Annotated in this window: 19 protein-coding genes; 8 read left to right on the top strand and 11 right to left on the bottom strand. The window is 38.9% G+C overall.

What is annotated here, in order from left to right; translation table 11 throughout:
- Window positions 1-44: 44 nt before the first annotated feature.
- On the top strand, window positions 45-1,349 hold the full coding sequence (locus tag LVD15_RS20435) for a M20/M25/M40 family metallo-hydrolase (RefSeq protein WP_233777060.1): 1,305 nt from the start codon (window positions 45-47) through the stop codon (window positions 1,347-1,349).
- A 1-nt stretch (window position 1,350) separates the two neighbouring features.
- Here LVD15_RS20435 and ppgK read toward each other — a convergent pair whose 3' ends face one another.
- From ppgK to LVD15_RS20420, 3 genes are all read right to left on the bottom strand, one after another.
- Window positions 1,351-2,097, bottom strand: a complete 747-nt coding sequence (gene ppgK / locus LVD15_RS20430; protein WP_233777059.1) for a polyphosphate--glucose phosphotransferase — start codon at window positions 2,095-2,097, stop codon at window positions 1,351-1,353.
- 303 nt (window positions 2,098-2,400) lie between these two features.
- Window positions 2,401-2,988, bottom strand: coding sequence for a hypothetical protein (locus tag LVD15_RS20425; protein ID WP_233777058.1), 588 nt, complete (start codon window positions 2,986-2,988; stop codon window positions 2,401-2,403).
- Window positions 2,989-3,116: 128 nt separating this feature from the next.
- Window positions 3,117-5,126, bottom strand: a complete 2,010-nt coding sequence (locus LVD15_RS20420; protein ID WP_233777057.1) for an alpha-amylase family glycosyl hydrolase — start codon at window positions 5,124-5,126, stop codon at window positions 3,117-3,119.
- 224 nt (window positions 5,127-5,350) lie between these two features.
- Between LVD15_RS20420 and LVD15_RS20415 the strand changes: the two genes are divergently transcribed.
- A complete protein-coding gene (locus LVD15_RS20415; protein WP_233777056.1) occupies window positions 5,351-5,749 on the top strand; it encodes a DUF983 domain-containing protein in 399 nt (132 codons plus the stop codon).
- Between the two features lie 74 nt (window positions 5,750-5,823).
- Entirely contained in the window at window positions 5,824-6,693 is an 870-nt protein-coding gene (locus LVD15_RS20410) for an AraC family transcriptional regulator (protein ID WP_233777055.1), read from the top strand.
- A gap of 3 nt (window positions 6,694-6,696) precedes the next feature.
- Here the strand turns inward: LVD15_RS20410 and LVD15_RS20405 are convergent, their stop codons facing one another.
- From LVD15_RS20405 to LVD15_RS20395, 3 genes are read right to left on the bottom strand one after another with little or no spacing between them, the layout of a single operon-like run.
- On the bottom strand, window positions 6,697-7,956 hold the full coding sequence (locus LVD15_RS20405; protein ID WP_233777054.1) for a DUF819 family protein: 1,260 nt from the start codon (window positions 7,954-7,956) through the stop codon (window positions 6,697-6,699).
- Window positions 7,957-8,015: 59 nt separating this feature from the next.
- Window positions 8,016-8,678, bottom strand: a complete 663-nt coding sequence (locus LVD15_RS20400) for an NUDIX hydrolase (RefSeq protein ID WP_233777053.1) — start codon at window positions 8,676-8,678, stop codon at window positions 8,016-8,018.
- A complete protein-coding gene (locus LVD15_RS20395; RefSeq protein ID WP_233777052.1) occupies window positions 8,659-9,726 on the bottom strand; it encodes a lipocalin-like domain-containing protein in 1,068 nt (355 codons plus the stop codon). The genes LVD15_RS20400 and LVD15_RS20395 overlap by 20 nt, the downstream gene beginning before the upstream one ends.
- 84 nt (window positions 9,727-9,810) lie before the next feature.
- Between LVD15_RS20395 and LVD15_RS20390 the strand changes: the two genes are divergently transcribed.
- The gene (locus LVD15_RS20390) at window positions 9,811-10,815 is read left to right on the top strand and encodes a hypothetical protein (RefSeq protein ID WP_233777051.1); all 1,005 of its coding nucleotides are present in this window, start codon (window positions 9,811-9,813) and stop codon (window positions 10,813-10,815) included.
- A gap of 64 nt (window positions 10,816-10,879) precedes the next feature.
- Here the strand turns inward: LVD15_RS20390 and LVD15_RS20385 are convergent, their stop codons facing one another.
- From LVD15_RS20385 to LVD15_RS20370, 4 genes are all read right to left on the bottom strand, one after another.
- The gene (locus LVD15_RS20385) at window positions 10,880-11,902 is read right to left on the bottom strand and encodes a tetratricopeptide repeat protein (protein WP_233777050.1); all 1,023 of its coding nucleotides are present in this window, start codon (window positions 11,900-11,902) and stop codon (window positions 10,880-10,882) included.
- A gap of 182 nt (window positions 11,903-12,084) precedes the next feature.
- Complete coding sequence (bamG, locus tag LVD15_RS20380) at window positions 12,085-13,290, bottom strand: BamG family beta-barrel-assembly machinery protein (protein ID WP_233777049.1); 1,206 nt, start codon at window positions 13,288-13,290, stop codon at window positions 12,085-12,087.
- Window positions 13,291-13,321: 31 nt separating this feature from the next.
- Window positions 13,322-14,332 carry a Kelch repeat-containing protein gene (locus tag LVD15_RS20375; protein ID WP_233777048.1) on the bottom strand — a complete coding sequence of 337 codons (1,011 nt, stop codon included), beginning with the start codon at window positions 14,330-14,332 and terminating at the stop codon, window positions 13,322-13,324.
- Window positions 14,325-15,641 carry a DUF4270 family protein gene (locus LVD15_RS20370; protein WP_233777047.1) on the bottom strand — a complete coding sequence of 439 codons (1,317 nt, stop codon included), beginning with the start codon at window positions 15,639-15,641 and terminating at the stop codon, window positions 14,325-14,327. The genes LVD15_RS20375 and LVD15_RS20370 overlap by 8 nt, the downstream gene beginning before the upstream one ends.
- A gap of 477 nt (window positions 15,642-16,118) precedes the next feature.
- Between LVD15_RS20370 and LVD15_RS20365 the strand changes: the two genes are divergently transcribed.
- Entirely contained in the window at window positions 16,119-18,035 is a 1,917-nt protein-coding gene (locus LVD15_RS20365; RefSeq protein WP_233777046.1) for a cellulase family glycosylhydrolase, read from the top strand.
- A 500-nt stretch (window positions 18,036-18,535) separates the two neighbouring features.
- Here the strand turns inward: LVD15_RS20365 and LVD15_RS20360 are convergent, their stop codons facing one another.
- A complete protein-coding gene (locus LVD15_RS20360) occupies window positions 18,536-18,736 on the bottom strand; it encodes a hypothetical protein (protein WP_233777045.1) in 201 nt (66 codons plus the stop codon).
- A gap of 449 nt (window positions 18,737-19,185) precedes the next feature.
- Here LVD15_RS20360 and LVD15_RS20355 point away from each other — a divergent pair, with 449 nt between their 5' ends.
- From LVD15_RS20355 to LVD15_RS20345, 3 genes are all read left to right on the top strand, one after another.
- Window positions 19,186-20,055, top strand: coding sequence for an AraC family transcriptional regulator (locus tag LVD15_RS20355; protein ID WP_233777044.1), 870 nt, complete (start codon window positions 19,186-19,188; stop codon window positions 20,053-20,055).
- 60 nt (window positions 20,056-20,115) lie between these two features.
- Window positions 20,116-21,084, top strand: a complete 969-nt coding sequence (locus tag LVD15_RS20350; RefSeq protein ID WP_233777043.1) for a DMT family transporter — start codon at window positions 20,116-20,118, stop codon at window positions 21,082-21,084.
- 66 nt (window positions 21,085-21,150) lie between these two features.
- Window positions 21,151-22,272, top strand: a complete 1,122-nt coding sequence (locus tag LVD15_RS20345) for a carboxypeptidase-like regulatory domain-containing protein (RefSeq protein ID WP_233777042.1) — start codon at window positions 21,151-21,153, stop codon at window positions 22,270-22,272.
- Window positions 22,273-22,297: the final 25 nt, after the last annotated feature.

Below are 22,297 nucleotides of genomic sequence, written 5' to 3'. Positions count from 1 at the left end.
TTAGAGTAATTGCTGAATATTAACTAAAACACTTAACCCATTTCATGAAAAGACTTTCTTACATCTTTGCCCTATGCCTTATGATTTCTGCTTTTTCTGTAAGCTATGCGCAGAAAGGTAAAACCGAAAAAAAGATTATAAAAACCATAGATCAAAATACTGAATACTACACTAATCTGCTAAAAGAGGCTGTCAACATTAACAGTGGCACCATGAACTTTGAAGGCGTGCACCAAGTTGGAGAGCTTTTTAAAAAGGAACTGGAAGCTTTAGGATTCGAGGCTCAATTGACCTCTGGTGAAGCATTTAACAGAAGTGGTCATTTAATAGCCCGTCATAACGGCAAAAAAGGCCCCAAATTTTTACTTATCGGTCATTTGGATACGGTTTTTGAACCCAATAGTCCTTTTCAGGAATGGAATATGAAGAATGACTCTATTATGAATGGCCCAGGAGTAGCTGATATGAAGGGTGGAGATGTAATCATCATTTTGGCGATGAAAGCGCTTAAAGAAGCCGGTGTGTTAGATGATATGTCTATAGAAATTATTATGACAGGAGATGAAGAGAAAAGCGGCTCTCCTTTAAACTTATCCAAGAAAGCCCTTACTGAAGGTGCTGAGTGGGCAGACATAGCCTTGGGTTTTGAAAATGCTGATGGAGACCCAAGAACCATAGTTACCTCCAGAAGAGGTTCTTTAGGCTGGACACTGGAGGTAGAAGGTAAAGCAGCTCATTCATCTCAAGTATTTTCAGAAAAGGTAGGCACAGGAGCTATTTACGAGACCTCGCGTATCCTAACTTCTTTTTATAATGAATTATCAAACGAGCCTAACCTTACTTTCAATCCGGGCTTTATCATAGGAGGCACTCAAGTAGCAATGGATGAAGATGGCGGTGGAGGCTCCGCTCATGGCAAGACCAATGTAGTAGCGCAAAGCACTATTGTACGAGGAGATATAAGAGCGGTATCTACTGAGCAGCTGGACCAGGCGCAAAAAACAATGCAGAGAATAGTAACAGAAAACTACCCTCAAACAAAGGCAACACTCACCTTTTCGGAAGGTGGCTACCCACCACTTACCCGAACAGATGGCAATACCCAAGTTTTGACCAACTATAATCAAGTGAGTCAGGATTTAGGTTTTGGATCTGTTACTGCTGTTAACCCAAGAAATGCAGGAGCTGCTGATATCTCATTCACAGCAGGCTATGTAAACATGGCTGCCGATGGGCTTGGGCTCAGTGGTGCTGATGACCATACTATTAATGAAACTGGCAACCTGAATATGCTGCCCAGACAAGTCAAAAGAGCGGCAGTACTCATGTATAGACTAAGCCAAAAATAAGTTATTTATGTCTGTGAGCGGCATTTACTGCCGCTCCAATTATACCTGCATTATTGAGCTTTTCGGAAACGGAATAAGGGGTTTCAATTTTTATTTTCTTACGATAGAGATGAATCTTTTTACTCACCCCACCACCCAAAATAATATAATCAGGAGAAAATACGCGTTCTATATGCTGCAAAAAGAAGTTAAGCCGCTTACCCCAGGCCGAATAGCTCAGGTTTTTACGCTTACGAGCAGAATCAGCTGAATAGCGTTCTATGACTTTACCTTTTTTACCATACATACGGCCAAGCTCGAAATTGGGTATCAGCTCACCGTTATAAAACACACCGCTACCCAGACCGGTACCTATGGTAATAGTCATCACTAAACCTGATTTATTTCGGCCTGCTCCATATTTCATCTCGGCAATACCAGCGGCATCCGCATCATTAATAACAGTGAACTTCACATCATCACAATATTCACTAAACAGGTCATCGATTTGCACCCCTTTCCAGCTCTTATCCAGATTAGAGCTATACATGGCTTTGCCTCGGTTCACCACCGTTGGGAAAGCACAGCCAACATCATCAGACCAACTGAAATGGTCAATAATTTCTTTTATAACCTTAGCTACTGCGGAGGGAGTTGAAGGCTTAGGAGTATCTATTCTAAAACGATCTGAGATAATCTTGCCTGAAGTGGTATCTACTATGGCTCCTTTTATGCCAGAACCGCCTATATCTATGCCGAGTATTTCCATATACGCCAAAATAGTATTTTATAAAATTTTAGCCTAAGATAATTCAGGAATAAATGCCATTACCTTATAAATATGAGGGTTGTTGGTTAGTTTGGTTTGATTATATTATACTTTGTTGCGTTCGAAAAGACCTAACTTCTTTTTGACTCAAAGGGCACAAGTGGACACTTGCCCCAGCTTGCTAGCTGATCAGTTAGATCCATGATTGAGGGATGGCGATTGAGAAAAATAAAGGCATAAAAAAACCGCAAGCTAGAGCATGATCTAACCAGCGGTAGAAAGTAAAATTTTCTGTTCTAGAAATTATCTTTGGTAAATAACCTGAGCATCTCCTATCTTATTATTTAGCACATCATCATCTGCCAAATAAGTGTATTGGTTATTATATTCACCTGACGGTTTATCACCGATTATGTATTTAATTACATTTAAGTCATCTGGTGCATTTAATACTAACTGGTCAGATACTCTAACCGTCTCGTCTTCAATATTTTGATCTGTAGAAGACAGTCTTGCCACTACGTATAAATTCTTTTGTGAAGCATATACTTTTTCTATTTCAAGCTTATGCATAGTATCATGTACTTCTGCTTCCACCATTAAATTACGTTCTTCCACTTCAGAATCGGAGTCAGGCATAGTTACGTCTACGTAAGGTACTTCTACTTCCTTTTCTTCCTGAGCTATTACTACCTTCGGCACGGTAATAGTCTTAGTTCTGGTATCTACATTAACATCAGCCCAGTCTACATCGTATTCTGGCATTTCACCTGATTCTGCTTCTACATCTACATCCAATTCAGGAGCCTCACCTTCTTCTGTTTTTTCTACATCACAAGCAGAGAAAATAAATAGAAGAATAGTAGATATTAATAAAGTTGATCTTTTCATATTCTAGTTTTTTATTGGTTATGTTTTAATAACAGGCGCAATATGAAATTGTTAGAAAGAATATGATTATCAATGATTTGCTGCTTTTAGTGGCCTTATAAGGCAATAATCAATTACCAATTAAATACTCAATCCTCTTTCTTAAGTACTAAAGCGGTTCTTGAAGGTATGTAAACGCTCAATTTATCATCTTTTAAGGTATGATACTCAGTTTCTGCATCTACACGATTATGGCCACCGTATTGAGGTGCATCTGAAATTAATGCCGCCTTAAACTTACCGGGTTGATTGGCCCGGAAGGTATAATCAGCAATAGACCTATTGGCATTAAAATTCACGATAAAAATCAAATTGTTACGTTCATAAATAATGATTTTATTTTCATTATCCATATTCAGTTGCTGGGCGGGCAAGGCAGATAGCACATCATGATGTCTTAACATATGCACCATATCTCTATCAAAATTATTAAGATACTGATATTTGAGATCAGGGTTATCTACCAAATTCCATTGACGTCGTGCATACTTATAACTCCAGCCATTGTCTTGACGAGGAAAATCTATCCACTCAGGATGCCCGAATTCATTACCAATGAAGTTGAGATACCCTTCTCCACCAACTGTAGCAGTAATCAATCGTAGCATTTTATGTAAGGCCATACCTCTATCTATGATAATGTTATCATCATCTTTACTCATGTGCCAGTACATCTCCTTATCCATAAGCCAGAAGGCCAATGTTTTGTCTCCTACCAGCGCCTGATCATGAGACTCGGAATAGGCTATTGTTTTCTCCTTCCACCTGCGGTTAGAGAGCACATCCCAGATTTCATGAATATTCCAATCTTCATCCTGAGTATGCTTGAGCAACTTGATCCAATAATCAGGAATACCCATTCCCAAACGGAAATCAAAGCCGACGCCCCCTTCATCTACCTTACGACTGATTCCGGGCATGCCACTCATATCTTCAGCTATGGTTATGGCTCCAGGTTTCACTTCATGAATAAGCACATTCACCAATTGTAGATAGCGAACGGCATCCCAGTCAACCTGATCTCTAAAATATTTATCATAATGATCAAAAGACACATAATCACCATGATGATGATACATCATAGAGGTAACACCATCGAAACGGTATCCATCAAAATGAAACTCTTCTATCCAATATCTGGCATTGGAAAGCAAGAAGCGAAGCACTTCATCTTTACTATAATCGAAGAGTTTAGAATCCCAGCTATTATGGTAGCCTCTGCCTCCTTCATGAAAATACTGATGTCCTGATCCGTCAAAGTCATTGAGGCCTTCAGCCATATTTTTAACCGCATGCGAATGCACCATATCCATAATTACAGCCATGCCATAGTTATGAGCCTTGTTAACCAGATATTTTAAATCTTCAGGCGTACCAAAACGAGATGACGGCGCAAAGAAGTTACTTACGTGATAGCCAAAAGAGCCATAATAAGGATGCTCCTTTATAGCCATCAGCTGTATACAGTTATACCCCAGATCTGCTATGCGAGGCAATACATGATCAGCAAACTCACGGTAAGTACCTATTCCTTCTTTATTTTGAGCCATTCCCAGATGGCTTTCATATATAATGGGCGATTTTATACTGGCAGGACTAAAATCCTGATCACGCCAAACAAAGGGTTCTACCGGCTTCCATATCTGACCACTAAAATCTTTGCTTTCTTCATCTTGCACTGCACGCTCAATATAAGCCGGTATCCTACCTCTATAGGTATCATTAGCCATTACTTTCACCTTTACCCTGCTACCATGCCTCAGTACATTTTGCCTGTTTTCATTAGGAATAAATATTTCCCAAATATCATCTTCGCCCTTTTTTAATGGATGGCTGGCACCGTCCCAATTATTGAAATCGCCTATGAGCCATAGCTGCTGCGCTCCCGGAGCCCACTCTCTATACCACCATCCTTTCTGCTCATGATCAAAATGAAAGCCTAGCTCTTTATCTCTTGAGGCATATTGTTTTAATGATTGGTGATAGGTTATGATCTCATGATATTTCTGCTGATAGAAGTCATATCGTTTATTAATATCCTCTTCGTAGGGTTTTAACCAAGGATCATCAGTTACTAATTGTAGGCTTTCTTCGGTCATGGGTTGGTGGCTTAGTTTATATATCTAATATACAGCCAATATCTGAATTTGTTCAAACCGAAACACTCATTTATACATTAGCAAAATACATTTTTTTACTTTTGATATTCTATTTTTAAATCAACACCATTCATGTAAATATTACCATACAATGAATAAAAAACACCCTGAAGTAATGAAATACAACTCGTATATTTGCCGAAATATTTTTGAATAAGATTACGATGAAGGAACCAAGTGCATTAGAGGCAGTGGCAGCGGGAAAATGTCCGCGTTGCAGAAAAGGTAAAATGTTTAAATACTCAGCATACAATCTGAGTAAATTCACAGAGATGCATGAAGAATGCGAGCATTGTCACCTTCGATTTGAGAGAGAGCCGGGCTTTTTTATAGGTGCTATGTATATTAGCTATGCTTTTTCAGTGGCTCTCTTCACCACAGTAGGTGTAGCTCTCAGCGTATTGGGAGATTTTTCTTTACTCACTTATGTACTCACCACTACCGCTTCCGTTATTATTTTGTTACCGGTCTTATTCCGTTATAGTAGAATTATTTACCTCCACGCATTCGGAGGTGTAAAATATCAACCCGAAGCACTAGCGACTAACGATAAAAGTTCATAACTTAAGATCTTGCTATTTCATTCTCGTAAAGGCATAAGAATTATTATTTTTATGCCTTTACTTGTTTTATACGCATGAAGAAACACATACCTATACTCAATAGCTGCACTCTTTCTGACTCTAACAAAAATAAAATATTAGTAGACCACTTTGCTGCATACCTGGATAAGAACCGTAATATGGTATTTCCGCACAGGCACAGCTTTTATCATATTGTCATCTTCACTCAGGGTTCTGGTTATCATACTATTGATTTTGAAAAGTTTGATGTCATTCCCGGGCAGATCTACTTCATGGATCCCGGCCAAATCCATTCCTGGCACTTCTCTGATGATGTAGATGGCTATGTAATTAACTTCGACAAAGGATATTATGAGTCCTTTTTACTCATATCAGACAGTATAGATAATTTTAGTTTTTTTAATGGCATAGCTCATGACGGAGTAATACAGCTGCCTCCACCCCTTTTAAAACAAGCCACTACACTCTCAGAAAGTCTATACCAGCAAGTAAACCATACTCAGCCTGTGTATTGGGACTTAACAAAAACCATTTTACTGCACTTACTTATGCTGGTGGAGCAGGTACACACCAAAACAACTACAGGCCAACCAGGAAGTAACTACGCCTTATTAAAGAATTTTCAGAGACTTATAGAAAAGAACTTTGCTACCTCTCGCCTACCTAATGAGTATGCAGCAGAGCTCAATGTTACTCCCAATCATTTAAATGTGGTATGCAAAGAACATTTAGGGCATTCGGCTGGTGAAGAAATTAGAAACAGAATAATACTGGAAGCCAAAAGGCTGTTAGTAGTAAACACGCTTAGCATTTCAGAAATAGCCTACTCACTTACTTTTAAGGATAACTCTTACTTCAGTAAATTTTTTAAAAAACACACTGGAATGACGCCTGAAGAATTCCGAAAAAACAGAGCCTGGTAGCTCTTAACCACCAGAAGCAAAACGCATGAGATATGCGCAGAATAACGCTCCGTAAGTACCTAAAGCATAACCCAACACCGCTAACAACACCCCTACAGTAGCTAATGAAGGGTGAAATGCCGCTGCCACCACCGGTGCAGATGCTGCTCCGCCTACGTTAGCCGTACTTCCTACAGCCAAATAAAAGAATGGTGCTTTGATCAGCTTTGCGGTAATAATTAAAATAATAATATGAATAGCCATCCATATGAAACCAACAAGAAAAAAGCCCAGGTTGTCAAATATGGCCATAACATCCATTTTCATACCTATACTTGCTACCAACACATAAATGAAGATAGTTCCAATTTTTGAAGCTCCTGCACCTTCGTATTCTCTCAGTTTAGTAAAGGAAAGAATAATGCCAATAGTGGTTGATAAAACTACTATCCAAAAGAATTTACTGTCCAGGCCTACCTCTATGAGTTGAGGTATATGTGTAGTTACAAAAGGTGCAATATAGTCACTTAAAAAATGTGCTAATCCCGTCACTCCAAAACCAATCCCTAAGATTATCATGAGGTCAGCTACAGAAGGCATTCTGGCAATGCTCAAGCTATAGTTTTCCATCTTTTCTTGCAGATGCTGTATAGCTGTGTTATCAGCTTTGAAAAATTTATTGATTTGTTTCTCTTTACCAATACCAATTAACAAGCCTACCAAGCAAAGTTCAGCCACAATGATGTCCACTGTAATACTCACAGAATAAAGCTCAGGAGAAGGCTCAAATTGAATATACATGGCTGCCTGATTAGCTCCTCCACCTATCCAGCTACCCGCTATAGTGCTCATTCCTTTCCAAACCGCATCAGGGCCTACACCGCCTACTACATCAGGTGCAATTACTGATACCAGTAAAATAGACAATGGGCCACCTATAATTATGCCTAAGGTGGCAGCAAAGAACATGATGAGTGCCTTAGGCCCAAGCTTCATTATTTCCTTCAGGTCGATACTTAAAGTAAGCAACACCAAACAAGCAGGCAACAAATAACGAGAAGCCACAAAGTATATCTGAGAGGCCTCAGTATCTACAAGGTTAAATGTATTCAGTAAAGAGGGTAAGAAATAACATAACAGCAGCATGGGAACTACACTGTAAAACTTTTTCCAGCCGGGGTGCTTACTATTGGCCGTTTTGAATATGACGGCCAACATCACCATTAAAATTCCGAAAATTACAGCATCATTAGTTAGCAGGGGTTCCGCGTGCGATTCTTCCATAAAGCATGTTTTTCTTACAAAGCGGTGAAGTAAATTAAATAAATACTACCAAGCAAATTCTAGTTATCAGACGTACTCTTTATTTCGTCTATTAAGCTCATTAATTCTGCCAGCATCATAGCAGTAGCTCCCCACACCACTTTTCCGTTAACATCAAAATATGGAGCTTTTAAGCGAAAGCGAGATCTTACCAGTATATCCTTTTGCTTGCGGTAGGTCTTATCTTCCAGGACATTAACTGGTGCCTCCAGCAACTCCTTCACTTCATAGGGATCTATGGTGAAATTAGGCTTAATAGCTGTATAACCAATAAATGGACTCACCCTAAAATTACTGGGCGGTATATATAAATCACTGAGTTTGCCTATTACGGTTACATCATCAGGATTTACACCTATCTCCTCATGCGTTTCCCTTAAAGCGGTAGCTTCCAGGTTATCATCATCTTCTTCCCACTTGCCTCCGGGCAGACTGACCTGACCTCCGTGAGTACCATTGTAATCATGTCGCTGGGTAAGTGGCAGATAAATACCATCTTCCTTTTCATAAAAAAGCACCATCACCCCTCCTAACCGTACATCTTCTTTATCCAGATTGAAACGCTCTTCTGTGCTTTCTGCCGGCATCATAATACGCTGTGCATGCGCGCCCGGCAAAGGTTCTTTTAGTCGATCTTGCAGTTTATTTATAAACTCTTCAAAATCATTGTTTTTCAAATGCATCTCTATTCGTCATCTCTACATAAGACTGCCCTGCTATAGGTACGCCGTCCATAGTACCACTAGCAGTACACATGCCTTCCCAATAATAAAATTTATGTATAGGACTAAAGCTAAGCCCTAATTCCTGATCTTTCAACACGGCCTTGATATTTAAATCAACATCCAAAGAAGGCAGCAGTATTTTCCAACTTACAGGATAAGAAGTTTTTGAATGATCACTTTCCCAGTATTCTTCCGCTTCTATACTTATGCCCGTTCCTTTCAGATCTATTTGCTCTCCATTAGCACCATAAAAAGTGCCTCCGTAAATATCCTTATTATCTCCAAAATGATGTAGCCTGTACAGCATCAGTTCTTGGCCATTATCTAACTGCACGGAGAACCAATCCCAAGCCACTTGCTTTTGCCACACCCCTATACAGTTCCACTGTCGGTCATACCACAGGTCACCTTCTAACTCAATGGGGTTGCCGTAATGAAACAATTGCCCTTTAGCGGCTAACCGCGGATATGAGTAGTAACCCGCCTGAGCATATTCACCATAATTTTCATATCCGGTACTATTATGAAGCAATAAAGGCTTAGCGGGGGTCGTTTCTACTTTTAACAAAAAATGATCTTCTGGCAGGTTAGCCTCCAGCTTATATTTACCCATTTGCCCTGACAGGCGGTGATTGATATCCTTATCCACCACCTTAAGATCTAAAGGCCAGTTTGGTTGCAGTAAGCTATCGAGCTTTAATATTTTGTAATCATACTGAAATGTATTTCCTTGTGGATCTGTAATGGCAAAATTGCTCATCAGATAGTCATTCTTGTTTTTTGGATTAAAATGAAAAATCACATATTCAATACCGTATTGATCAGAGGAGTTAACATCATTAAGGTGCCCCGTAAAATACCACCACTCCAAAGAGTTTTTAAAATGCGGGGCTTCATCTTCGGGCAAATTGGCCTTATCATTATATATGTCATTACCACTGTAAGGGGTAAACTTACAACTGACTAAAAATGAACACCATAACAATATATATATCTTTTTCATCATACTTTAAACATCGTATAAAATAAGATGTTTGTAAATTAGGTCAAAGAATAGACATAGCCATATTATAATCTCTAATAATCATTAATGGTTCGAAAATTACCATACCTCGTACTGCTTTGTTCTCTCCACTTTTGCTGCTATGGGCAGGAAAGCATCGTTAATTGCACTGATTCTACGTTTTGTGTGCCCAGTGTAATTGGCTTACCAAGATCAAAAGGTATAGTTATTAAAAGAGAAATAGTAAGGGATTATAGCATAAGATCTAGCAGTGATGAATATGGCGATAGCAATGCAGAACTAAGAAGAAACCGGCGCTGGGAATTTAAAGTTCGGGCTCCAATAATAATGAAAGACGGTTTTAAAATGGCCGCCGGGATCAAATACTTTGTAGAGGAACATAATTTTGAAGAGCCTGATAATCTGGAATATCCTTTTTATAAAAACCTGGAAAACCGATCATTAAGAAGCATTAGGGGTGAACTTTTTATGGTGAAGCCTACCAAGACTAATCGCTTTTATTTGCTAAGGCTCAGTGGTGGGCTCAACGGCGATTACGGATCAGACTCCTTTGCCAAGCATGACTTTTTCCGGTTTTCCGTTTCTCCACTTATAGGTTGGAAAAAGAATGACTATGTTTCTTATGCGTTTGGCGTTGCCTTTAGTTATAACTTTGGCCGCAGATCTATTGCGCCTATAATAGCTTATAACAAATCATTTAACAATCAATGGGGTGTGGAAATGATATTACCGGCAGAAGCAAAACTTCGCTATAGCACCCTGAATCAAAAGAACTTTTTCTATTTAAAATCTGAACTTAATGGATCTAACTACAGTGTTAGGTTAGATGAGACCCAGGAAGAGCTGCTCTACCTCAATAAGTCAGAGGTGCGCTTCCTGCTATGCTGGGAACGTGAGATCCATGACTGGCTATGGTTTGGAATAGAAAGTGGACTACGCACTAACATCAATTTTGACCTTTCTTCTGAAGTAGGATTTAATGCCGATACAGTGATAGAAAATAAGCTAAATGCAGCTATGGTTTATAATGTAAGCATATTTGTAGTGCCACCTAGAAAGCTATTGAAATAATTCACATATATCACTGATAAATAGACAGTTAAACATAGTTAAGTTCAGCAATCTTTAACCAAGTTTATTGACAAGAATCTAGCAATTCTTCAGTAACATCTTCCTTATTTTCTTTTGCTAGAAACAGCTGTTTACAAGCCGCTTTCTCATCTCCTGTCGCTCTTAATGCCAAGCCATAATAGAGATGAATATTAGAAACAAATTCATCTAACTTAAGGGCATGAGCCAACAGCTTCACCGCCTCATCATACTGCTCTGTTTGGTAGTAATACCAGCCTTTATTTCTATAGGCCCAGGCATTTTTAGAGTCTAAAGTAATGCTTCTGTCAATATCCTTTTTTGCCTTTTCCAGCTCCCCTTTTTGTAAATAAATAAAGCCTCTGTTATTTAAAAAATACGGTTGTAATGATTCGTAAGTCAGCGCCATATTCACTAACTCCAGGGCCTTATCATAATTACCTCTTTGCTCCTCTATCAAAGCCAATGAGTTATAAGCATTAGATTGTTCTACATCCAGGTCCAACGCCTTCTTTAAATCTGCTTCAGCAGCTTCCAGGTCATGCATATAATATTTTACAGAGCCTCTGTTAATAAGCGTTTCTACATTAGCACTATCTAGCTCCAGTGCTGTATTAAATTCATTAAGCGCTTCATCAAACTTTCTAAGTTTAGCTTTTACCAGCCCCTTTCTGAAATAGACTGTACTGGAGTCAGGCATTTGAGACTCTGCATATTTCAAATCTTCTAATGCGCTATAATATTCTCTTCTTTCATAAAAAGCATTAGAACGATTCATGTATGCATCAAGATACTGAGGGTCGCACTGTATGGCTCTCTGGTACTCTTGGATCGCTTTGGTGTATTGAGCTTGTTCAAAATAAACAATACCCAGATTATTAATAGCAGGCGTATAACAAGAATCTATTTTTATGGCCTCAGAGAAAAAACGAGAGGCCTCCCTATAATCTTGCTGACTGAGTGCTTCATTTCCTCTAATAAGAAAACGTTGCTTTTGGGTGTCATTTTTTGCTCCACATGCGGCCAAGAATAATGACAAAATAATCAGGAAGGTAAAATTGCGCTTCATACTACACTCAGTTTCTTTCCTGCAAGTTTAACAGTTGCTCGTTAAAAAAGCACTCTTTTAATTCTAAATCAAAGCTAGAATAAGGAATAAAACGCTGGATACAGAAATGAAAAAAGCCCTGCGGGCTCCCAAATTTATTAACGGACAGCATTTGAGAGCACCGCAGAAGCTAACAGGATAAATTATTGATATTTTATTTTGTTAAACCACAAGTTTCTGAACGAAATGGCCAAACTAATCTCATTGGTAGTTTCTTTTATAAGGTGATTACTGGTGGTACCATTCACCTTTCTATGATAAGCCAGGTTAATGGCTCCATCTGACTTAAGCGGTAAACCTAACCCCGCTGTAACTCCCCAGGTGTTAAATGAAGTATCATCTATATCCATATAGGAGTTTTCTATATAATAGCCCATTCTATAACTCATCAAATCAGTATACCTCTCGCCTCTTCTATTGGGTGTAAAATCAACCCCTACTGAATATCTCCAGGTATCATTAATATCATCTAACGAGCCTATTTCAACGTCGCTCCATTGGTTAAACTCTACATCACCAGCCAGTATCCACTTCTCATTAACGAATGAAAGCCCAAGCCCCACTTTCTGCGGCATCTGATAGCCATTTTCTGTCTCTGACTCTTCATAAACCAACTCCGCATCAGCATCATTAACTAATTGGCGGGTAGAGTTGCCTGTCAGGTCTGTTTTATCATCATAAATTAAACCCAGATTAATAGCATATTTCTCCCTTTGAAATTTATAGTCTAGGGCAAAGTCAACATTTACCTTTCTCACACTTACTTTCTCCGTTACAGAAAATAAAGAAGAACTTCCTGATAAGGCATTCTCTTCATGCTTAAGGCTTCCTAATATAAAAGATAATCGCGCTCCCAATGTCAGGTTTTTAACCAACTCATAGCCTTGAGAAAAATACAATTCATTGAGCCCGCCTGAGCCTACATAATTGATGGTATAGTTCCGACCTTGCACTGTTTCTACATCATCTACCGTAATGTCGTACCCCACTTTACTTACTGGTGATATGCCTACAATACCCGTCCATTTATTATTGAACCTAAACCAGAAGCTTAAATTAGAAATACCACCATCAGATACGGAGCCGGCGCTGCCATCATCAGTCGTTCTACTAATATTATTGTAATAAAGCCCTACGTCAAAAATGTGGGTATAATAGCCTCCAACCTGGGTGTTAGCAGCATAATTAACTGTATTCACCCAATAAGGACTACTTAAGCCAATTGAAGTAAAGCCCATACCTCTACTCTGCACGCTCGCTCGGGACTGCAGCTCTCCCAGCCCAAATATTGAATAAGTGGAACCGGAAGAGCTTTGCGCCCAACTGTTATGGGCTGCACAGAGAAACAACGAAGGCCATAACAGTATGCATATAAATCGTTTAATAATACGGATCATCATCATACTCATCTAAAGGCAGGAATTCCCATAGGTCATCAAAACGCTGACTGCTATTGGTTCCCAAACCTACGAATGATCTACCGTTAACCGTAAAGCCTATTGCGCCTTGCCTGGCGAGCCCTTCAAAAGCAGTTCTTTCTTCCCAAATATCATTTACAGGATCATACGCCCAAGTAGTAGTTAAATTAGAACCTGAGCTACCGGTAGTGATAAAACCCATTCCTTCCACGCCAAAAGCTACTCCATATCGCCTTACTATGGCATAGTCATCATCATCGTCAAGCTCAGTCATTCTTACCCAGATGTCAGTACTTTCGGGAACAAACTCAAAAAAGTCTGTTTGGTAAATTCCATTATTAGTTCCAGTACCTACAAACACACGATCATCTACCGTGAAAGCCACAGCACCATCTCTCTTTTCTCCTTTTATACTCACCTCTTCACGCCAAGAGTCAGTAGCAGGATCATAACTATAGAAGTCTTTTAAGTAATTATCACCATCATTACCTGTTCCTACATATCCTCTGTCATTATATGCAAAAGCCACAGCATGTAATCTGGCCGAACCGCCATAATCTTCTACCTGAGTCCAACTGTCATTTTCGGTATCATATTCCCAAAAATCCTTAAGTTCCTTACTATCATTATTATAACCAGTGCCCACATAACCTTTGCTGCCAATAGCAAAAGCCACAGCTCCTGACCTGCCAATACCAGGGAAACTATCCAGCTTTACCCAGTTATCATTATCCGGATTATATGACCAAAAATCTCTTAGGTAATCATCTCCATCAAAACCAAGGCCTATATACGCCTTATTACCCACTACAAATGAAACAGCACCAGAACGCTGTCTCCCGTCCATTGAGCTTCTTTTAATCCAGTTACCGTCTTCTGAGGTGCTTTCATCGCTGTCACTGGTACACCCCGCTAAGTACAAACTGATTACTCCCACCAGCAGCAGTGGCATAAATTTGAACTGTCTACTCATTTTTAAGATTTATTATATTTAAACTTAATTGTGCTTCATAGTCATCACTCTCCTGGTCACCCACAGTGAGGTAATCCAGGCCAATTCCATAATCATCGGTTGTACTTATGGCAAGCAAAAGAGCATTTTCATTATTTTCATCCAGCGAAAGCTGATAATCTATAAATTCCTTTATATCCACTGAGTAATAGGTATTCCTATCAAACTCACTGTTTAGTGTTAATTCCATTTCCGTAGAATTGGATTGCAAGGTCTGGTTATCTTCATCTACAAAGTATACCGTGATCTGCGTTGGTAACATGTCATAAGAAGGGTACTGTGAGCTCACCGGCTTTAGCACGAGGTAAGCACTCTCCAACAGCATATCAGGGTTGTCTTCTATTATACTGTTTAAGGATGGAAAATCTATTCTTAAAAATACTCCTATACCTGGCTGAATAAAGCCTCTATTGTCTGTATCTTCTGACGACACCAGCATATAATCATCATCTTCTGAATCTGTAGTAAATAGCGGAGTATTTTCGTAATCTGATACAATATGATTAAAAGTGATATCCGTAGTGGCATCATTCGTAAAGCTCATATACTCCTGCTCGGCTGGTGATACACTGTTATCAGTATAATATACCTTAATTTCGAATTGAGTATCAAAACCTATTACAGCTCCTCCGTCACCTTTAATTCTTATTCCTTTAAATTCATTTTTAAAATCATCATCATCACTAAATAAGTTATTACTCTCTAATGACTCATCAAACCATTTCCTTCCCAGCTCATCACTTATTCTTACCTCTAAAGAATCTCTGGTAAAGGGTTGCATTTTAACTTCAGATGATGCCAGCCATGCGGCAGGGTCTTCATCTGTACTTACCTTAAAAGTGCTGGTATTATACAAAGCCGAATTATCATCATCCAGCTCTATCTCTTCCATCACTTCTGCAACTTCCAGATTAAACTGCTGTGTGGTATCTCCCAGGTAATAAGTATTATATCTCATCACCAGCACTATAGAATCGTATACCATATATTCATCATCAAGCTGATAAGCAGCGGCCGGACTCACCTGAGCATAGACCTGGCTACTGATGTCTCCATAATCTTCATAACTATAACTGCCCATCAACAAAACTGAAGGGCTGTTAGTGGTAATGCTATCAAATTTCACGGTAGAAAAATCCATGGTAAGCGTATCCCAGGAAGTAAACTCAAAAGAAGTACCGTTAAAAAACTGGGCTCCGGTTGAAGACTCCTCGTTGCAGGAAATCATCAACCCAAACCCAATTACAAGAAGCAGGAAAAAAAATCTCATATCACATTAACTTTCACCTGCGAAAGTGCTGATTACACACTCACCGCAGTGAAAGTTTTCAATGAACGTCTTCATATCATCAACGAAAGTACAGGTGTTCTGAAAGTTTGAAATTAAGCTGTCAATTAAAGAGGCTATATGCCTGAATTTCATCCTCCTAACTAATCCATCTACTTTAAAAGACAAAACCGTAAAAATCACTACTCACGTAACTTTCCTGATATTTATGTGCATCAAAAATTATTAGCATTGAGAAATTAAGTGTAATATCAACAAGTAATACTTATAACCTGAGCCCGTTGAGCACGAACTATAGAAGAGCTTAAGGTGAGCTGTTTTTCTACTACTTACTACTGTTACTGCTAATCTTAATTCTTCTCATCAACACCTGCATTACCCTAATGCAGCCATTTTATTATGCCCTTCTAGTGATGGATAATAGGTATTGTTAATATTTCTAACTAAACCTCATGAATAATGAAGAACTATTACACTCTTTATCAGGAGTTAGTGGGCAAAATCTGCTATACACTCCTGATCATTCTATTAGCTGGCATTATGCCTGCTTATGCACAACTGCCGACCGCCAATCAGGTAGCCGATGAAATGACTATTGGCTGGAATCTCGGTAACTCACTAGAGGTGCCTGGCGGAGAAACCGGATGGGGAAACCCTCCTGCCACTCAGCAGTTTATTAACCAGATAAAAGCGGCAGGCTTCAACACGCTCAGGCTACCCTGCGCGTGGGATAGTCATGCCAATCAATCTACACTTCAAATAGATGCTGCCTGGTTAGCCAGAGTAAAAGAAGTGGTAGACTACGGACTGAGCAATGATATGTATGTGATTATTAACAGCCACTGGGACGGTGGATGGCTGGAAGAGCACCCTTTCTATAGCCATCAGCAAGCGGTAAACCAAAAGCAAGATGCGTACTGGACACAAATTGCTAATTATTTCGCCAGCTATGATGAACACCTGCTATTTGCTGGCACTAACGAAGTACGTGCCGACTATGGTGCTCCTACCTCAGAATATATTGAGGTGCAAGAGTCTTATAACCAAACATTTGTTGATGCTGTAAGAGCTACAGGCGGAAACAATTCTTCCAGAACATTAATAGTTCAAACCTATAACACTAACATCTGGAACGGTTTGGATTACTTCACCTTACCTACTGATCCTGCCACTGATCGTTTAATTGTGGAAGTACATCATTATGACCCATATGACTTCACGCTCAACCCTGATAATAATGCTGCTTGTACCGTATGGGGGCAGCCATGGGCCGGAGGTGATGTTTGTAACTGGGGACAAGAAGCTTATACTGATGACCTTTTTGGAAGAGTAAAACAAGAATGGGTAGACAATGATGTACCTGTCATCATTGGTGAGTTTTGCGTTAGCAAGCGTCTTTCCCTTTCCGGCACTGCCCTTACTGATCACCTGGCTTCCAGAGAGTACTATTTGGAATACATCTCCAATAGTGCCAGCACCAGAGGCATTATTCCAATATACTGGGATAATGGTCATAATGGTGATACCGGATCAGGAATATTTGATCGCTACTCTGGGAATGTAACTGATCAGGGTGCTATTGATGCGCTGATGGCTGGCGTTTCCGGAGGCACTCCACCACCACCTGGCAGCTATAGCATCAGCACTAGCACCATCGGTTCTGGTACTATAACACTAAGTCCTGCAGGGGGTAATTATACAGCCGGCACCAGTGTAACCATTACTGCCAACCCGGCCACCGGATGGTCTTTTGATAACTGGAGTGGAGGCCTCTCAGGCAGTACTAACCCTACTTCTGTTACGGTGAATGCCAACATGAACATAACCGCTAATTTTAGCGAAAACCAGACAGGCACTCCATGCAGCTCTCCTACTCCTATTAGCACACCATTTTCTCAAAATGGTGCAGGATCATACTGCTGGACTACCTCAGGCCCGATATCATACATCAACAGCTGGGGCTTAGAATCATTAACCATTAATGGTGTTGATTATACAAACCAGTGGTCTAATGCTTTACCCGCGCAAGTCAACGGCCAATGGGTAATTCAATATGAAGGCAGCTTAGGCTGGTCACATTTCGAGGCATCCTCTCCGAACAGTGCCAGAGTAGGCAACACTGAAATAGCTAAAGATAAAGAAGGACTTAAGCTTTTCCCTAACCCTTTCAAAAATGTAATATTAGTGAAATTTTCAGATAAAGATCAGGTGCAACGGGTTGTATTACGAGACCTCAACGGGAAAAGTATAAGCACTTACACGGTAGACAATAGCAACCAATTATCTTTTGGTCAGTATTTAAAACCAGGAACCTATCTAATTGAAGTTCAAACCAATAACACAAGGCACACTTATCAAATAGTGAAAAGCGAATAAGTTGGCTCATTGATTTGAAACCGCCTTCCTTCTTGTATTAAATACAGGATTGAAGACGGTTTTTTTGATAGTTATCTTCATACTGGCCGCAACAAAGTGAAGAGCCTGAATCTAACTACTCAGGTATTACTGGCTGATCAGTGAGATTCCTGATATCCTTACGCTACCGCTCCATGATTCAGGAATGACGCCCTACCCATCTGGTAATTACGAGGAAGATATGACGAAGTAATCTAGAAAATATGGAAGGTGAGCTTTGCAGGATAGTAGAAGCCACTCGGAGGTTGCTTCACTTCACTGCATTCGCAATAACCAGTTTCCTTGGTCTGTGAGTTATCTTAATGCACAGTAATAATAGTGCAGTGAAAGTGAATTAAAAGTAAAGCCTATTTTGCCAAATTATTCAACCATGAGATGGAATAAGCATTAATATGAAAATTAGAAAGATCTGCAATTAATACAGAGCTGAAGTCTGTACCTGAACTGCAATCTTGAAGCTGTCATTCTGATTTTCTAAAGTAATTCACTATAAAGAAAAATAGTTGTAGCAAAATCATTAATACAAAAAGCACTATGAATATGCCTCCATACAACAACCCAGCTCCTTTAAGAGATAAGCCTTCAGTAAAATACAATGCTAAAGTAGGTATTACTGCTATTATAAGACACCACTTAAGAGTTGTAATTAAAAACCGCTTCATTTTATTAATTTTTCGACGTTATTACTACTTCCTTTAAGATAGTTTCACCTTGTACTCCGATCATTACTATCTTGAAAAGAAAATTGATCAATACAGCTATTCTTCACATTCTCAGCTATATCATTCAAATTAAAACGTCAGCAAAAGACTGAAAAAAAATTATGGATTCCTATTTCAACGACAAAAGGTGTAACAATGCCTTATTCTTTCATAAACAATAAAGGATAGGCATAGTCAAAATACAATATTTCATTCGTTTTTATACCCATGAAAAATTCTAATGCTAGCTGAGTCGTTTCTACAATAACCATATAAAGACCTTGTCATACTAGATTAAAAAACAGGCTATGAAATAGACACATGGGATAAACTTGATTAAAAGCTGTTTAGTAATCTCTATTTGAATCTGCGCATTGATTATTCCATCCGGAAAGCGCAATTTAGCATTAATGAAAAACAGTCGTGCTCAGAAAGCTGGTAGTTTGCCAGTACAGGAATTATTAAAAGGCGAATATCTGCATATTACTCGTTTGCATAAAGATCTTAATAACCTTTCTGCACTACCTCACCGACATGATCATTATGAGCTTATTCTTAGCGCTGAGGGTAAGGGTATGCATTCTATTGACTTTAAACCTTACTCCATTAGTCCTGATCGCCTGTTTTTTATCCAGAAAGGGCAAGTGCATCTTATTGAAAGTTTCGAAAGAGATGGTTGGATCATCCTATTTGGAGAAGAATTGATGAAAAGGTTTTTGAATATTCACCCTCATGAAAATAAATATGGAATATTAGCCCCCTACACTCCTACTCCTTTTATAGATCTGGATAAAGATTTAAGAAAAATATTACTCCTTATTGTAGAGCAGCTCATTACTGAGTTAGAGGCCGAAAAACAAGATTTGAACCTCATGCTACATTATGTTTCCCTTCTGCTACTGCATGCCAACAAAGCACATAGTCAACAACATAGTGATAATCAGCTAAGCCTTGACAACAGGCCGGTTTTTCATCAGCTTAATCAGTTAATAGAGACCCATTTTAAGGACCAGCATCTGGCCGCTTTTTATGCAGAAACCCTTCAAATGGATATAAAAAAACTGAACCGTATCTGCAGAGAAGCTACTGGGCTTACGCTTTTTCAACTTTTGCAAGAGCGATTGCTCACAGAATGCAAAATACAACTTCAGACTTCCACCGCTACTGTTAAGGAAATCTGTTATGACCTGGGATTTAATGATCCCGCCTTTTTCGGTAAGTTTTTCAAAAAGCACACCGGTGTTACTCCTGCTGACTTCAGAAACCAGCGTACCATATAAACCATAATCTACCCGAAAAGTACCATAAGTAAGCTGGCCTCTGCTCTAGTTTTGCATATTATGACAGAACAAGCTAAAGCATACAAAGGCATACTCTGGGGAGTGGTGGCTTCATTATTTCTATCATCTACTTTTATTATCAATAGCCTTATTTCCGGATCAGGTGGTCACTGGACCTGGACTGCCAACCTACGTACGCTGTTTCTTATACCCATATTGGCAATTGTGGTTTTACTCAACAAGCAATTAAAACCATTATTAACCGCTATTCGTAAGGAACCCTTAGTGTTTCTTAAATGGGGCACCACTGGTTTTGGTGTACTTTATACTGCTTTAGCCTTAGCCTCATTAATATCTCCAGGATGGATGGTAGCAGCCACCTTTCAGATTAACATATTAGCAGGTATGCTGTTAGCTCCTTTCATTTATAATGACCACCGTAAGTTCGTACCCAAAAGAGCGTTAATGCTTTCTGTAGTGATTATTGCAGGTGTTTTTGTAATGCAGTATGAAAAAATGAGCCAACTAGAAGCTGCAGGAAATGCTTTCATCAGCTTTTTTCTAGTCATGTTAGGAGCCATTGTTTGGCCACTGGGCAATCGTAAATTATTAGTGGTGCTAGAAGAGAAAAATATGCCATTAAATGCTCTTCAAAGAGTACTCGGCATGAGTATAGGTTGTATTCCTCTTTTAATAGTGCTTGGTATAATAGGCTATGCTCAATCCGGACTTCCCAGCATGGGGCAATGCGAGGCTTCTTTTTATTCTGCCCTCTTTTCAGGCTTCCTTGGTGGTGTAGGGTTCTATCAGGCCACACAGATTGTAAACAAAAACCCAGTAGCTCTTTCTACCATCGAAGCAACCCAGGTATTTGAAATTATATTTACCCTTATCGGTGAAATGTTACTTACTGGCGCACCCTTACCAGGCTTCTATGGTCAGCTAGGCATTGCCATTGTAACTGTAGGTATAACCTGTCATTTCTGGTATACCATAAGACATACTCGTAAAATGGCTTTGGCAACTTAAATATAGAAAAGACATCTGGTTATACAACTAATAAATTAGAGGCATAATATTTGATAAAATCAAGAAATGAAAAGATTTATTATATTTCATTTCTTGATTTCCTTATGCATTACATGTTTCTCTCAAGAAGCAAAATTTCTCAACATACAAGGCCAGGTCAAAGATGAGAATAACGCTCCCATTGCTAATGCACATATTACAATACCAGGAAGAAGTATTGGCACTATAACTAACCAACAAGGTTTCTTTAACCTCTTGACTTCTAATACACAGGGTCACATAAAGGTCATTGTAACACACATTAATTATCAAATTCATAGCGAAGAATTCAACCCCCAAAAAACAACGTTTCTCAAAATTGAATTAAAAGACAGAATATACCAGCTTGAGGAAGTGGTAATACAACATTCCTTATCAGCTCATGAAATTGTAACTAAAGCCATAAAAACCCTGGAGAGCAACTTTCAAATCGACTCGATTACTTATACTTTATTTACACGCTACAGTGAGAACATACAAGAGTCGGCATCACTTATAGAAGAATTTGCCTTCGATATTTATCATGACGAAAAATCAAAACCTGAGTTTAAAATCAGCAAAATTAGAGCAAAGGCACTTGATCTAGTGGGCAAAAAACGATTAAATAACCAAAGACTAATAACCCTGCATAAAACAGAAGGTCATATTATGCTAAGGTATATCCCCCATTTTCTTCAACTGAATAAAATGAAAAAATACAATTATTCTATTATCGATGAAACCTATGAAAATGAAAACGCCTATTATATAATATCTATTGAGTCTGATAGATATCAAAAAGGCGGCATTATTCATGTTAACAAAAATGATTTTGGAATATCATATATCCAGAAAATCACAGAAGATGAACACTGGAAGAACGAAAGCAGGCTTAACAGAGTCAGAGTCTCTCACTATCAAAAAGTAGGCGATAAATACTTCTTTACTCATGGCTATTCTGAAGAAACACTACACTTGAAGCAGAGTAATATGAAAATTAATCTTAAGACAGCATCTATTGTAATTGATAGAGCAAATCAACGAAACTTTATAAAAAAAGAAGAAATGGGATTAATGTCACAAAAAACAACCAACTTCTTATCTGACTTTAATGATCCTTTCTGGAAAAACTACGGTAATATTCCCTTAGAAAAGAAATATGAATACTAACTCTAGAATTAGACTTTACTTTTAA

Origin of the sequence: Fulvivirga maritima, from assembly GCF_021389955.1 — a bacterium.
Classification (GTDB): domain Bacteria; phylum Bacteroidota; class Bacteroidia; order Cytophagales; family Cyclobacteriaceae; genus Fulvivirga; species Fulvivirga maritima.
Note: the sequence above shows the minus strand (reverse complement) of the source record. Positions and strands in the feature narration are given on the sequence as shown.

What these genes read in the sequence shown, in the direction of transcription:
- LVD15_RS20435 (WP_233777060.1), top strand. Translation starts at nt 45, where the DNA reads ATGAAAAGACTTTCTTACATCTTTGCCCTATGCCTTATGATTTCTGCT.
- ppgK (WP_233777059.1), bottom strand. Translation starts at nt 2,097, where the DNA reads ATGGAAATACTCGGCATAGATATAGGCGGTTCTGGCATAAAAGGAGCC.
- LVD15_RS20425 (WP_233777058.1), bottom strand. Translation starts at nt 2,988, where the DNA reads ATGAAAAGATCAACTTTATTAATATCTACTATTCTTCTATTTATTTTC.
- LVD15_RS20420 (WP_233777057.1), bottom strand. Translation starts at nt 5,126, where the DNA reads ATGACCGAAGAAAGCCTACAATTAGTAACTGATGATCCTTGGTTAAAA.
- LVD15_RS20415 (WP_233777056.1), top strand. Translation starts at nt 5,351, where the DNA reads ATGAAGGAACCAAGTGCATTAGAGGCAGTGGCAGCGGGAAAATGTCCG.
- LVD15_RS20410 (WP_233777055.1), top strand. Translation starts at nt 5,824, where the DNA reads ATGAAGAAACACATACCTATACTCAATAGCTGCACTCTTTCTGACTCT.
- LVD15_RS20405 (WP_233777054.1), bottom strand. Translation starts at nt 7,956, where the DNA reads ATGGAAGAATCGCACGCGGAACCCCTGCTAACTAATGATGCTGTAATT.
- LVD15_RS20400 (WP_233777053.1), bottom strand. Translation starts at nt 8,678, where the DNA reads ATGCATTTGAAAAACAATGATTTTGAAGAGTTTATAAATAAACTGCAA.
- LVD15_RS20395 (WP_233777052.1), bottom strand. Translation starts at nt 9,726, where the DNA reads ATGATGAAAAAGATATATATATTGTTATGGTGTTCATTTTTAGTCAGT.
- LVD15_RS20390 (WP_233777051.1), top strand. Translation starts at nt 9,811, where the DNA reads ATGGTTCGAAAATTACCATACCTCGTACTGCTTTGTTCTCTCCACTTT.
- LVD15_RS20385 (WP_233777050.1), bottom strand. Translation starts at nt 11,902, where the DNA reads ATGAAGCGCAATTTTACCTTCCTGATTATTTTGTCATTATTCTTGGCC.
- LVD15_RS20375 (WP_233777048.1), bottom strand. Translation starts at nt 14,332, where the DNA reads ATGAGTAGACAGTTCAAATTTATGCCACTGCTGCTGGTGGGAGTAATC.
- LVD15_RS20370 (WP_233777047.1), bottom strand. Translation starts at nt 15,641, where the DNA reads ATGAGATTTTTTTTCCTGCTTCTTGTAATTGGGTTTGGGTTGATGATT.
- LVD15_RS20365 (WP_233777046.1), top strand. Translation starts at nt 16,119, where the DNA reads ATGAAGAACTATTACACTCTTTATCAGGAGTTAGTGGGCAAAATCTGC.
- LVD15_RS20360 (WP_233777045.1), bottom strand. Translation starts at nt 18,736, where the DNA reads ATGAAGCGGTTTTTAATTACAACTCTTAAGTGGTGTCTTATAATAGCA.
- LVD15_RS20355 (WP_233777044.1), top strand. Translation starts at nt 19,186, where the DNA reads ATGAAAAACAGTCGTGCTCAGAAAGCTGGTAGTTTGCCAGTACAGGAA.
- LVD15_RS20350 (WP_233777043.1), top strand. Translation starts at nt 20,116, where the DNA reads ATGACAGAACAAGCTAAAGCATACAAAGGCATACTCTGGGGAGTGGTG.
- LVD15_RS20345 (WP_233777042.1), top strand. Translation starts at nt 21,151, where the DNA reads ATGAAAAGATTTATTATATTTCATTTCTTGATTTCCTTATGCATTACA.